Source organism: Campylobacter volucris (assembly GCF_008245045.1).
GTDB lineage: Bacteria > Campylobacterota > Campylobacteria > Campylobacterales > Campylobacteraceae > Campylobacter_D > Campylobacter_D volucris.
In genome coordinates, this window is sequence record NZ_CP043428.1 from 1,476,454 (window position 1) to 1,489,872 (window position 13,419).

Annotated in this window: 14 protein-coding genes; 1 reads left to right on the plus strand and 13 read right to left on the minus strand. The window is 28.2% G+C overall.

Features of this window, described 5'->3' with window-relative positions:
* Positions 1 to 9 precede the first annotated feature (9 nt).
* From fic to CVOLT_RS07650, 4 genes are all read right to left on the minus strand, one after another.
* Complete coding sequence (fic, locus tag CVOLT_RS07635) at positions 10 to 618, minus strand: protein adenylyltransferase Fic (RefSeq protein WP_039666168.1); 609 nt, start codon at positions 616 to 618, stop codon at positions 10 to 12.
* A gap of 65 nt (positions 619 to 683) precedes the next feature.
* Positions 684 to 1,664 (minus strand): ABC transporter ATP-binding protein, encoded by a 981-nt coding sequence (locus tag CVOLT_RS07640; protein WP_052243201.1) that lies wholly within the window; start codon positions 1,662 to 1,664, stop codon positions 684 to 686.
* Positions 1,652 to 3,220: an ABC transporter permease gene (locus tag CVOLT_RS07645; protein WP_052243202.1), complete on the minus strand. Its 1,569-nt coding sequence runs from the start codon at positions 3,218 to 3,220 to the stop codon at positions 1,652 to 1,654. The genes CVOLT_RS07640 and CVOLT_RS07645 overlap by 13 nt, the downstream gene beginning before the upstream one ends.
* 41 nt (positions 3,221 to 3,261) lie before the next feature.
* On the minus strand, positions 3,262 to 4,266 hold the full coding sequence (locus tag CVOLT_RS07650; protein WP_039666169.1) for a Fe(3+) ABC transporter substrate-binding protein: 1,005 nt from the start codon (positions 4,264 to 4,266) through the stop codon (positions 3,262 to 3,264).
* A 189-nt stretch (positions 4,267 to 4,455) separates the two neighbouring features.
* On the opposite strand from CVOLT_RS07650, the gene cgb reads away from it, so the two are divergent.
* On the plus strand, positions 4,456 to 4,881 hold the full coding sequence (cgb, locus tag CVOLT_RS07655) for a single-domain globin Cgb (protein ID WP_039666170.1): 426 nt from the start codon (positions 4,456 to 4,458) through the stop codon (positions 4,879 to 4,881).
* A 20-nt stretch (positions 4,882 to 4,901) separates the two neighbouring features.
* Here the strand turns inward: cgb and CVOLT_RS07660 are convergent, their stop codons facing one another.
* The 9 genes from CVOLT_RS07660 to CVOLT_RS07700 are packed head-to-tail and all read right to left on the minus strand — an operon-like array spanning position 4,902 to position 13,410.
* Positions 4,902 to 5,375 carry a GlcG/HbpS family heme-binding protein gene (locus tag CVOLT_RS07660; RefSeq protein ID WP_039666171.1) on the minus strand — a complete coding sequence of 158 codons (474 nt, stop codon included), beginning with the start codon at positions 5,373 to 5,375 and terminating at the stop codon, positions 4,902 to 4,904.
* 9 nt (positions 5,376 to 5,384) lie between these two features.
* The gene (locus CVOLT_RS07665) at positions 5,385 to 7,013 is read right to left on the minus strand and encodes a multidrug ABC transporter permease/ATP-binding protein (protein WP_039666329.1); all 1,629 of its coding nucleotides are present in this window, start codon (positions 7,011 to 7,013) and stop codon (positions 5,385 to 5,387) included.
* 1 nt (position 7,014) lies between these two features.
* Positions 7,015 to 7,581 carry a type II secretion system protein gene (locus tag CVOLT_RS07670; protein ID WP_039666172.1) on the minus strand — a complete coding sequence of 189 codons (567 nt, stop codon included), beginning with the start codon at positions 7,579 to 7,581 and terminating at the stop codon, positions 7,015 to 7,017.
* On the minus strand, positions 7,578 to 8,585 hold the full coding sequence (gene tsaD, locus CVOLT_RS07675) for a tRNA (adenosine(37)-N6)-threonylcarbamoyltransferase complex transferase subunit TsaD (RefSeq protein ID WP_039666173.1): 1,008 nt from the start codon (positions 8,583 to 8,585) through the stop codon (positions 7,578 to 7,580). Before tsaD ends, CVOLT_RS07670 begins: the two co-directional genes overlap by 4 nt.
* The gene (gene pgp1 / locus CVOLT_RS07680) at positions 8,582 to 9,970 is read right to left on the minus strand and encodes a peptidoglycan D,L-carboxypeptidase Pgp1 (protein WP_039666174.1); all 1,389 of its coding nucleotides are present in this window, start codon (positions 9,968 to 9,970) and stop codon (positions 8,582 to 8,584) included. Before pgp1 ends, tsaD begins: the two co-directional genes overlap by 4 nt.
* 1 nt (position 9,971) lies before the next feature.
* Positions 9,972 to 11,045, minus strand: a complete 1,074-nt coding sequence (dxr, locus tag CVOLT_RS07685; protein WP_039666175.1) for a 1-deoxy-D-xylulose-5-phosphate reductoisomerase — start codon at positions 11,043 to 11,045, stop codon at positions 9,972 to 9,974.
* Positions 11,042 to 11,770 carry a phosphatidate cytidylyltransferase gene (locus CVOLT_RS07690; protein ID WP_039666176.1) on the minus strand — a complete coding sequence of 243 codons (729 nt, stop codon included), beginning with the start codon at positions 11,768 to 11,770 and terminating at the stop codon, positions 11,042 to 11,044. The genes dxr and CVOLT_RS07690 overlap by 4 nt, the downstream gene beginning before the upstream one ends.
* 12 nt (positions 11,771 to 11,782) lie before the next feature.
* Entirely contained in the window at positions 11,783 to 12,103 is a 321-nt protein-coding gene (locus CVOLT_RS07695; protein WP_039666177.1) for a hypothetical protein, read from the minus strand.
* A 2-nt stretch (positions 12,104 to 12,105) separates the two neighbouring features.
* On the minus strand, positions 12,106 to 13,410 hold the full coding sequence (locus CVOLT_RS07700; protein WP_039666178.1) for an NFACT RNA binding domain-containing protein: 1,305 nt from the start codon (positions 13,408 to 13,410) through the stop codon (positions 12,106 to 12,108).
* Between the last annotated feature and the right edge of the window lie 9 nt (positions 13,411 to 13,419).

Consider the following 13,419-nt stretch of genomic DNA (forward strand, 5'->3'; position numbering starts at 1 on the left):
ATATTAAAATCAATATAATTGTTTTATTTTATAAAGCATATATCCTTCATAATGATAACTTGCATCAATCCCTCTTGCAAACACATTAAAACTATTAATATCGTCACTCAAGGCATTTTTGATTAAAATTTTTATTTCTACATCTTTAATAGGACTTCTTTGCATGGCCATTATATAATCATCTTTGTCTATCAAACTCCAATCAACTACTTTTTTTAATTCTTTTTTGAGTATCAAATCAAGCCAGATTCTCATACTCCTACCATTTCCTTCTCTAAAAGGATGGGCTATATTCATTTCTACATATTTTTCTATGATTTGTTCAAAACAAGATTGTTCCATAAGTTCGATTTTTTTAATTGCTTCATGCAAATAAACAGCGGGAATAAATCTAAAATATCCTTTTGAGATATTTACATCTCTAATTTTTCCTGCAAAATCATAAATATCTTCAAATAATTTTTGGTGAATTATCTTTAAACTTTCAAATTTTCCAGCTTTCAAAGTATCTAAAAATCCGCTCTCAAACAATGCTTTTACTTTTAGTTTGCTTATTTTTTCTTCTTCTTTGGCCAGCTCTAATTCATTTTTTATGCCAAGTTTATTATCAAGTATCATATCCTAAGCCTTTAAAGCTTATATTTTATAAAATATTTATTATAAAATTGATTAATTTTTGCAATTTAAAGATCTTTTATATTATTTAACTTAAGATAAATTTTTTCTCCTATAGTAATTTTTTCATTATGATAGATACTAAATTTATTTCCTTTTAAATCGAGTCCAATTTCATAAAATTCACCATAAAAATTACACTCTAAAACCAAAGCTTGCAATGAAGTTTGATTTTTAGAAATTTTAAGATCATTTGGACGCAAAATTCCATTTTTTTTCTTTAAATACTCTTTAAAAGCAAAATCACTAATTTTAGCCTCATCGATATAAAAAGCCTCTCCTAAAAATCTTGCACTTTCGATATTTTTAGGGAAATAATACAAATTATAAGCATCATTATAATCTAAAATTTTACCCTCATGGATTAAAGCAATATTATCAGATAAATAAAAAGCATCTTCTTTATCGTGTGTGACAAAAATCGCACTAAGCTTGTGAGCTTTTAAAATATTTTTAATTTCTTTACGCATTTTTACGCTTAAAGTGTGATTTAAATTTGAAAAAGGCTCATCAAAAAGTACTAGTTTTGGCCTTGCGACTATAGTCCTTGCCAAAGCTACTCTTTGAGCTTGCCCACCACTTAGCTCATTAGGATAACGACACAAAAGCTCATTTAAATTTAAAATTTCTAAAAGCTCATTTAATCTTTTATTTTGTTCATTTTTATTTAAATGTGAAATTCCAAAACAAATATTTTCTTTCACATTTAAATGAGGAAATAAAGCATAATCTTGAAATAAGACCCCAACATCTCTTTGCTGAGGAGGTAAATATAATTTTTTTGAAGCAACTAGCTTATCTTCTATATAAATTTCTCCTTCATTAATTTCAAAAAACCCAGCTATACACCCAAGCAAAGAACTTTTTCCACAACCACTCTCACCTAAAATGCTTAAAATTTCACCTTCTTGCAAACTAAGAGAAATACCCTTTAACACACTTGTAGTTGAAAATGATTTGTGTAAATTTTCTATTTTTAATACTTGCACGAATTTTCCTTTTGGTTATTTTTATCTTGTAAATAATGCATCAAAAAAGTAGGAATAATTCCAAATATAACAATCACCAAAGAAGGCAAAGAAACATTGTAGATTAATTCTGTTTCGCTATATGCAAATACCAAAGAAGATAAGGTTTGAAAACCCGATGGTGAAAGTATGGTTGAAATAGGAAGTTCTTTTAAAATATCTACACAAATTATCACCACAGCCAAGGCTAAATAATGCTTCATTAAAGGCAAATGAATTTGAGTAAAAATTCTAAATGGACTACTTTTTAATGTCAAATTTGCATAGTCTATGTTTTTAGAAATTCTTTCATATCCTGATTGAGTGGCAAAGATTCCAGAAGCTAAAAATCTCACAAAATATCCAAAAAACAAAACTAAAAATCCCCCGCCAACTGCATACTCAAAAGATAAAAAATCAAAAAACCAGTTTAAACCACCAAGTATCACTAAAATTCCAACAGCCACAACAGCTCCAGGTAAAGAATACCCAAGAGTAGTAACCCAAAGAACAAATTTTGAAATTTTATTATCATTTAATCTTGTAACAAAGCACAAATAAAAAGCTACAAAAACTATGCAAAATGAACTCACCAATGATACGCTTAAACTATAAAAAGCAGGAGTAAGGGTATTATAAAAATTTTGTATAAAATCAAATTTAGCCCAATAAATTAGCCAAACTATAGGCACAACAAAAGCTAAAAATCCCAATACAAAACACCACAAAAAAGCTAAAAATGATTTAAAGCCCTTAAGCTCATCTTTTGGAGTGGCTATAAAGACATTTTGGGTAAAAGTTTTTCTTCCTCTTTGAATTTTTTCTAACAACATCAACAAAGCTATAAAAACAAGCAATCCAACGCTTAAAGCCACAGCACTAATTTCATCACCACCACTTCCCCAAGTCCTAAAAATTCCAGCACTAAAGGTATCTACTCCAAAATACGCTACTAAACCATAATCACTTAAAGTTTCCATAGCTACTAAAAATAAAGCTCCAACTATACCTACTCTACAAAAAGGCAAAATAACTTTAAAAAATGTCTTTAAATTAGAAGCTTTAAGGGTTTTTGCACTTAAAATGATATTTCCAAGTCCATAAGAAAAGGTGTTCTTAGCAAAAAAATACACATAAGGATAAAGAGCAAATGATAAAATCACCACCACTCCATATGCATTCATGATATCTATGCGCTTATCTACTCCTAGCATACTTGGTATAATACCTTCAAATTCAAATAAGTCAATCCAAACAAAACCCATCACATAAGAAGGTATAGCCAAAGGCAATATCAAAAACCACTCAAAAAATTTAGAACCAAAAAATTTATAAAACGATATCAAATACGCACTGATTAACCCAAGTATCAAACAAAGCACCAAGGTGCCAAATAAAATCAAAGCACTACCATAAATATAACGAGGCAAGACATTTTTACTTAAATGTTTTAAGGTATCAAGATCTATAAAAGGGATATGAAAGATGATAGCGATTATAGGTAATATTATAATTACACAGAAAAAAAAGGTGGCCAAAGACCACCTTAAACTTAAAAATTTCAAATTTTAATTTTCCTTTATTTCCATTGAACTTCATCAAATATTTTTAAGGCTTCTTTAGCATTTCCCCAATAAGCTTCAAAATTTGGTTTTTCTATTTTAAATTCGCCCCAAGATTGTAAAATTTTAGCAGGTTTTACTTCTTTATTAACTGGATACTCATAGTTTTGATTTGTTAAAATTTCTTGTGCTTCTTTTGAAAGCATAAATTCTATGAATTTAATCGCAGCTTCTTGATTTTTAGAAGTTTTTAAAACACCTATACCGCTTACATTTATGTGAGTTCCTCTATCTTCTTGATTTGGAAAAATCACTTTTACAGAATTAGCTGCTTCTACATCTTTTGGATTTTTAGAATTAGCTAAATGTCCTAAATAATAACTATTTGAAATTGCCACATCTCCTTCTTTTGCATAAATTGCACGAATTTGATCACGATCTCCACCTTTTGGAGTTCTAGCAAGATTTTCAGCTATACCCTTAGCCCACGCTTTTGCTTTTTCTTCACCTAAAGTATCTATCATAGCACTAAGTAAAGAGATATTATAAACATTGTTTGAACTTCTTACTAAAACCTTACCTTTAAATTTTGGATCAGCTAAATCTTCATAAGTTTTAATTTCTCCATCTTTAATTCTATCTTTTGAAGCAATGATAATTCTAGCTCTTGTGGTAAAAGCATACCATTCGTTATTTTTACCTCTTAATTCTTTTGGAGAGAGTTTTTCTAAAGTCGGAGAGCTAACAGAAACAAAAAGATTATTTGTGCGTACTTGCTCTAAATTTCCAGCATCTGCAGTCATAAATAAATCTGCTTTTGAATTTTTACCCTCAACCTCTAATCTTTTTGCAAGCTCATTAGCTTTTGCTTGTACTACATTGATACTAATACCTGTTTTTTCTTTAAAAAGTTTAAAAATACCTTTATCAGAATCATAATGACGATGAGAATAAATCGTAAGCTCTTGAGCGCTTAAGCTCATAGCAGCCAATAAAGACAATAAAACTATTTTTGCTTTCATTGTGTAATTTTCCTTTTATATATTTTTGAAATTGATAAGGATTATTATATTAATTTTGTCTTTATATTTACTTAAATTGATACACATAATCATTTTTGTGTGCAATTTTACAAAATTAACATTAATCAAGATATTTCTACTCTTATTTTTATACAATTTTTAAAAACATTTCAAACCAAAGGATTAAAAATGACTCAAGAACAAATTCAAATCATAAAAGATTGTGTGCCTATTTTGCAAAAAAATGGAGAAGATTTAACAAAAGAATTTTATAAAATCATGTTTAAAGAATACCCTCAAGTAAAACCTATGTTTAATATGGAAAAACAAGCTTCAGGTGAGCAACCAAAAGCTTTAGCAATGGCTATTTTAATGGCTGCAAAAAATGTAGAAAATTTAGAAAATATGAGAACTTTTGTAGATAAAGTTGCCATCACTCATACAAATTTAAATGTTAAAGAAGAACACTACCCTATAGTAGGTGCTTGTCTTTTAAAAGCTATTAAAGTGGTATTAAATGCAGATGAAACAACACTAAAAGCTTGGGAAGAAGCTTACAAAGCTATTGCTAAATTTTATATAGATATAGAAAAAGAAATCTACGCTAAAAAATAATTTTAGGCTTTGAAAAAAGCCTATTTTAAAAACGAAAGTCCTGCTTTAGCGATTTTCACATCTTCTTCTAAATGTGCACCACCAACGCCTATACCACCTATGATGACTCCATCTACTTCAATAGGAACCCCACCTGGCATGATAGAAAATTTATCATCTAAATAGCGAATATCTTCAGGAATTTTACCCTCTTTTACACCTTGAAAAATTACAGCTGTTTCTCTTTTTTGAGAATTTGCAGTATAAGCTTTTTTATAACTAGCACTTAGCGTATGCACTCCTGCTTTTTCATCTCTTAACACAGCTAAAATTTGACCTGATTTATCTACTATGGTTATGCTTACATTAAAACCATTTTTCTTTGCTTCCTTTTTAGCTAAATCCAAAATTCCCTCAACCATTTGAGTAGTTAAAACCGGCTCTTTAACAAGATCAAAAGACTTTGCCATTAGACTAACTCCTAAAAATAAACATAAAAATATAATTTTTTTCATTTTACTCCTTTAAAATTTTTCAACCACTTCTTTAGTAATGGTTTTTATATCTCCCTTTAACTCTTGAATTTGTCCATTTTGTGCAAGTAAAATTCTATCAGCTATATCAAAATAAACATCATCATGAGTAATAGCAAATATAGTGATGCCTTTTTGTTTTAAAAGCGGCAAAAGCTTAGTATAGAAAAATTTTCTAAACATAGGGTCTTGATCAGCAGCCCATTCATCGAGTATTAAAATGTCTTTTTTCTCAAGTAAAGCATTAAGCATAGCAAGACGCTTTTTTTGTCCAGCAGAAAGTTTGGTGGTGCTAAAATTTTCTTCTATGATTTCAACCTTACTATCAAGCTCTAAAATTTTAAGCCAATATTCTAAATCATCTTGTGAAAATTTTTCATCTTTTAAAATTTGTGTAAATAAATGAAAATCACTAAATATTGCACTAATTAATGCTCTATATTTATAAATATTTTCTGATGTTATTAGCTCATCATCAAGAAAAATTTTTCCTTTAAAGTCTGTAAAAAGCCCCGCTAAAATCATAGAAAAAGTTGATTTTCCACTGCCATTTTTACCGATTAAAAAAATACATTCTCCTTTTTTTAACTCAAAATTTACAGGATAAAGCATGAATTTTTCATTATAAGCAAAAGAAACATCTTTTAAACTTATCTTACTCCATTGAGTTTTTTCTTGTGTGAATTTAAATTCTTGCTGGTATTCTTGCAGATTTAAATTTGAAATTTTATCCAAAGCTATTTTTGCCATAAGTATGGTTGGAAAACTTCCTATCATCGATACTAGTGGGGTTCTTAAAAACAATACGCTTAAAGCAATGGTTGTAGCATTTTCAATACTTGCAAATTCATATGCTAAAGCTATGTAAAATTCTACTCCAACTAAAGCTAACATCGCACTATTGCTCCAATTATTCGATAAAATATGTAAAATATTTCCTATAGTTGAGCTTTTTTTCTTTTTTAATGCATTGATTTGGAACTCATTTTCATAGTATTGTTTTGCCCTTAAAGGGTTTAAGGTAAGTTCATTGTGTCCTTGGAGTATGTTTTGATAATTTTTTTGCAAAGCATCATCATTTTCTCTTGCATTTTTAAAATAAAAATAAACCTTGCTCATTAAAAAGTGATTGATAATAAATACACAAATTATCCACACCAAGCACAAAAAGAAAAGCTCTAAAGAAAGATAGGATATATAAGCACTTGTACAAAAAATCAAAACACTAGATTGAACAAATTCAGGAAAACGCAAAAGTCCAAAAGAAATGCTTCTTACATCATTATTTAAAGATGCAAGTATCCTTGCTTTTGTAGTATTTAATATACTTAAAATATTAGTATCTAAAATTTGCTTTACAACCCTTCTTTGCATTTTGAAAATAAAATTTTGTCCAAAAGAACTAAGAGTGATTTCTACAAAAGAAGAACTTGCAAAAAACAAAAGCAATAAAAGTACAAAATAAATAATAATATATGGATTTTCAAGTTTTGATTTAAGTAAAAATTCATTGATAAAAACTAAGGTTAAAACGCCTATTAAACTAGTTAGGATACTAAAAAATAAAAAAAGACATATTTTGATTTTATTTTCTTTAAATAAGGCTAGTATGAAATTCAAATCAATTACCACTTAAAATATATACTTTACTTGCTAAATCCTTAAATGTCTTAGAATGGATTAAATTTTGGCAAGATTTTGATTTTGAAAGACTTTGAAATTCTGTATTTGCTAATTCTTTTAAGGCATTATCAAGTTGATTTTTTAAATTTAAATCACTAGGTTTTTTTAAAAGCTCATTTTTTAAATTGGCTATATTTTGAAAATTATTATTTGTTTTTGTGCTAATTCCTAAAAGCAAAACACTTTCTTGATCAACAAAAACTACCTTAAAACATTCTTCATCATTACCAACACCAAAATAAAGCTCTTTGCTAGAATTTTGCAAAGAAGATAAATCCTCGTTTTTAATATTTGCTACATTACTCATTAAAGCAATGCTTGAAAGTGCTTCATTTTTTAAAACATAATTGCTTACATCATTGATAAATATTTTAAGATTACTTAGTGCTTGAGTAGCACTTGCTTCATCTTTACTAGCACCAAGCTTTGGCAGGGCAATAGCTGCTAAAACTCCTAGTATAATCACCACAAAAACTAATTCCATGATAGTAAATGCTTTTTTCATAATTTACCTTGTAAATTTTGCACTTTTGGATTAATAAGATCCTCACAAATATCAACAAATTCTTGTTTTTCATAAGCTTCACAAGCTGCTCTTGCTATCATTAGAGCATTATCTGAGCAATACTCAAGTGGAGCTAATAAAAGCTCACATTCATAAATTTTACATAAATTTTCAATTTGCTCTCTTAAGCTTAAATTAGCACTAGCACCACCTACTACACCAAAGCGTTTAAATTTATATTCTTTAAAAATTTTTGATAATTTATCCATGATATGTGCTATAGCTGTTTTTTGAAATGCATTAGCAATCTCACATTGTCTTTCTTTGGAAAGTTCTTGTTTTAAAATTTCTAACCTAACTTGATTTTTAAGCCCTGAAAAACTATAGCTTAATTCTTTAGAATGGAGCAAAGGTGTGCTAAATTCCAAAGAATTATTTTTTGCTTGTTTGGCCAAATTTTCTATGATAGCCCCTCCAGGGTATCCTAAATTCATCATTTTGGCTACCTTATCAAAACTTTCACCAAAACTATCATCGCTAGTTCTTATAAGCTCACTAATTTTGCCTTCATTATTGACAAAAAGCACCATAGTATGGCCACCACTTACAAGCAAAACTCCCATATCTAACTTAATGCTTTGCTCTAAAAATAAAGAATAAATATGACCTTTTAAATGATTTATCGCAATCAATGGTAAATTTAAACTAACTGCAAGCATCTTAGCCATAGCCACACCACCAATCAAACTCACACTAAGGCCAGGTTCATTAGTAACAGATATAGCACATAATTGATCAAAATATTTTTTACATTGATCTAAAATTTGTGGCAAGGCTTGAGTATGCAATCTCGCAGCAAGCTCGGGCACTACTCCGCCATATTGATTGTGCTCGTTTTCTTGTGATATTTTTTTATAAAAAATACACTCATAAGTATTTTTATTTATAATAGCAATAGAACTATCATCACAAGAACTTTCTATAGCTAAAATAAGATTTTTCATTCAAATTCCACTAAAATCATTCCAAGGAATTTATCTTTTTGATCTGCTTTTTCTATGAAATTATTTGAAATATCTACATTTTTAATTTCTTTTGTATGGGTATTTTTAGCCAAAATTTGCTCGTTTAAATTTGCATTTTTAAGCTCATAAAATTCAACTCTATAAATTTTTCTTTTTTTATCTAAAGAATATCTACTTTGCATTTGATTTTTAGAAATTAATATCTCGCTTTCATCTTTACCTCTATCAAATCCTATAACATTGACTCTCACGCCAGAAATAGCAGGAATTTTGAAATTTTGCTTCACCATAATTTTCTTTGCAAATGAAGTTTGTATGTTTTGACCATCTACTATTAATTCTACACTATCTAAAGCATTTGAAAATTCAAAATACTCAGGATAAATTCTAGTTTGCAAACGATTTCCATAATTAATCGAGTATGAATTTTTTCCTGAAATTACAGCTGTAATTTCATTACTTGCTTCATAGTTTAAAGCTTGATTTACAGGGAAAGGAAGGAATTTTATAGTCGGATTTGGACGATCTAAATAAATTAAAATTTTATCATTAAATAGCCTTACTTCCAAAGGTTTTTCTATGGCTTTATAAACACCATTTGGGGTTAATTCAAAAGTTCTAGTAAATTCTATATTTGCTTTTTTTAAATAATACTCTATTGCTAAAAGATGATAATACACTCTTAAATGCGTAGGTAAATTTTTACTTGCTTCATTAGCAAAAGCTGCTTTGTGGTTAGATACAACAAAATAAGTTAAAGCTTTAAGCATATCTTTGTCATTTTTTTCTTGGGTTTTGGTATTTTTTAAATGATATTGGTGTTCTTGAGTTATCAAAGCTTTGTTTATATTTTCTACTGCTTCTTTAGCAATATTTTCTAAATCAGCATATTTAGTCGAATTAACCTCGCTTTGGTCAATTATACTAGTATTTCCCCATCTGTTTGGATTTTTATCTTTATTTTCATACTTTGGTCTATAAAATCCACTACCATCGTGTAGATTAATTACCATATTTATTTCAGGAGTTAAAATAAGCTCTTTTATACGCTCGATGGTGTGATAGTCAGGATCGTTTTTATCAAGATTTGCAAATTTTCTATTTAAATCTCCAAAATTACCTCTATTTCTAGCAATAATGCTTTCAAAAGCTAAATTTGGAACTACGATAATTTTACCCTTAGTGATATTATAATCACTCAAAAGCAAACTCGCAGCATGAAATCCTCCTGGCTCATCTCCTTGTATGCCTCCAAGAATTAAAACCGTATTATTATCATCTAAACTCTTACCATTTTCTTTAACGCTAAATGTCAAAGAAAAAGCTAAATTTATAAATACACCCAAGCATATTAAAAATTTCATCTTATCTCCCATCTAAATATAATTTAACTTGAGCATTATACTCAAAAACATCTTCTATATCATTGATTTTTGGCACCCCAAAATGATCAAGTGCTTTAAAAATTCCTTTAGCTATATCTAAAAACCCAACCTTTTCTTCTAAAAATTTATACACCATATATTCATTTGCACTATTAATAATCACACCTAAATCAGGATTTTTCAAAAGTTCATCTTTTAATGTAAATATAGGATATTTTTTTAAACTAATCTTTTCAAATTTCAAATTTTGCATTTTTATTAAATCAAGCGTTTGTATATAAGTTTTATTATGATTTTTTAAAATGGCTTGTGCTATAGATAAACGCATATTAGCATGAGAAAAATACGCACTAATACCACCATCTTTAAATTCACACAAAGCATGCACTAAAGATTTTTTTTCTATCAAAGCATCGATATTTGTAAAACCATATAAATGATAAGCTTCTATGATTTCAAAAAGCTTATTGCACATACTAGCACTATCTATAGTTATCTTAGCACCCATAGACCAATTAGGATGTTTTAAAGCTTGTTTCAGAGTTACATCTTTTAAATCTTTAATTTTGTATTTATAAAAAGCCCCACCACTTGCGGTAATAAAAAGTTTTTTAATGTTTTTTCTTTTTTCAATTAGACATTTTAATGCTGCATGCTCACTATCAATTGGCATAATTTTAGAAGTATCAAAAAATTTTCCTGCTACTACTAAGCTTTCTTTGTTTGCTAAAGCTAAATTTTTTCCTAGTTTTTGCGCCATTAGGCTAGAATTTAAACCTGCAAAACCTACGATGGCATTTACCACCAAAGAGCTTTTACACTGACTAATCATCTCTTTTAAACCCTCTTGAGCGACAAAAATTTTATTATGATTGACTAATTTTTTATCTTTAAAATCTTGTATGCAAACAAATTTAGGCTTAAATTTGGCAATTTGCTCATTTAAAAGTTTTATATTTTTTCCACAAGATAAAGCCTCTATGGCAATATTATTTTTATGAGCTATATAAAGAGTATTTACACCTATACTTCCTGTGCTTCCAAGTACAATCATACCAATGCTGCCATTGCAAATGCTGCTATCATTATCGCATCAATTCTATCTAAAATTCCACCATGACCTGGTATGAGATTTCCGCTATCTTTAATTCCTGCTTGTCTTTTAAAATAACTCTCAAGCAAATCCCCAATCACAGCAAAAATCGCAACAACTAAAGAAATATAAATACTTTTTACAACACTAAATTCAAAAGTACCTATTATAGTTCCTAAAATTCCAGCACATACAATACCTCCAACAACCCCTTCTAAAGTTTTATTAGGACTTGTCGGTGAAAATGCTCTTTCGCCTATTAGTTTTCCTATAAAATAAGCCCCGCTATCACAAGCAACCACTATAGCTATAAGCCAAAACAATACAAACATACCCTCATAGCTTAAAACTTGATATAGCATTAAAATAGGCAAAGTCGGATAAATATATGGCATTAATTCGTTTAAATTATCACTTTTTTTATAAACTAAATACCCTAAAATCAAAATCACACCTGCTAATCCTACATAAAAAGGCTTATCTAAAATCACAGCAATAATAAAAACACCTAAGGCTAAAAAAACACTTGCGTATTTAGTTTTAAACATGGCTTTAGCTTCATTAAAAGCTAAAAAAAGTAAAATTCCAAAAAGTATAAAATTAATAAAAAAATTATCCAACAAAGCTATAACCAAAACAGCAACTATCATAATAATCGCACTTGCAATTCTTGTTTTAGAAAACATTTTTTTCCTTATTTAAATACTCAAATCAAGCAAATGAGAGCTTTTTTTAACCTCTTCTTCTTGTTCTTGCTCATCATCTTCTTCTTGAGCTTGCATATTTTTTTTAGAAGAATGTTTTTTTTCTTCCTCTTGTCTTTCTTTTACTTCATCGCTTAGCTCATGAGATTGATTAACCTTTTCAAGCTTTTCTACGGTTTTTTCTTTGGCTTGAAATTCGCTCATATTTACTAAAGTAGCAAAAGAATCCTTTGCAAGATCATTGCTTGCTTGCGCTGAATGCACTGGTGCATTTTGATTAGCAAAATGTATGCCACCTATTTGACTTATAGGCATATTTACTCCTTTAAAATGCTTAAAGTCTTGTAATTTGTATAATTTACAAAAGCTTTTTCTTTTATTTTAACAAAATTCTTACTAGTATAATCGACCAAATAAGTCCCAGAACTTAATTTTGAAAATTCCACACAAATTTTTGCTGCAAATTCTAACACCATTTGGCTTATTTTTAATTTATTTGAAGTGATGATAACATGCGCACTTGGATAATCTTTCACATGAAACCACAAATCATCTTTTTTTGCTATTTTTAACAAATATTCATTGGCTTTTTCATTGCGTCCTACACTGATTTTAAATCCATCTATGTAAAAACTACTCACCCCTGCATTTATTTCTTCTTTTTTCACTGCTTTAGTTTTTTTAGGCATTAAAATTTCAAGCTCATACAAAGAAAAACTTTTCACAATCATCGCTTTAAGATTAACCAAAAAATCTAATTTTTCAGTCAAAATTTCTCGTTCGATGTTGATATTTTTAGCCTTTTGCTTAAGTTTTTTTGCCATTTTATAAAATTCATTAGCGCTGATTTTAGGAGTATTTTCCAAATTGAAACTAAGCTCATTACCTTCAAAATCTTGCAAAGTAAAATTTCTTTGAAAATTTTGCAAAGAATTTAAATTTGCAAATAAAACATCTGCTTTCTTGCTCAATAAATTTGCATTTTCTATTAAGATTTCTTCTTTTTCTAAATCATTGATATTTTGCTCTAAAGTTTTAATCTTTTTATCTATATTTAAAATCTTATTTTCTTTTATATTTTGCAATCTTTTTTGCTGAATTTCTTTGGATTTTTGTAAAAAATATGTATCAAAATCATCAATTTTTACAAATTCTTCTTTTATCTCAAAAGCTTTTAAAGCCTCTAGTTTTTCTCCTATTTTTACTACCCGATAGCTTTTATCTATATGCCTTAGAGCTTCTATGATAAAATCTTTCATATCGGTTATAATTACATTGGTATTTTTACCTGTAAATTCAAAGTAAATTCTTGCATCATAACTTTTATATGATTTTTCAGATAAAACATCAAAACACAAAATTCTATTATTTTCTAAAACCTTTATATCTAAAATTTTTGCATTGGAAAAATATTTTTTAAGCATAAAATCAAATGGCGCATTGTAATTTTTAGCTTGGATTTTATCTTTATAAATTGCACTATTAGCTCTAGTTAAATCCATGATAAAACTTTGATGATCTAAACTTAATTCTAAAATATTATCATCAAGTCTTTTTAGATAATTTAGTCTTTTAAAGGATAAAAAATAATCTTTTATTTGTATTAAATCTGTATATTTCATACAAAGTAT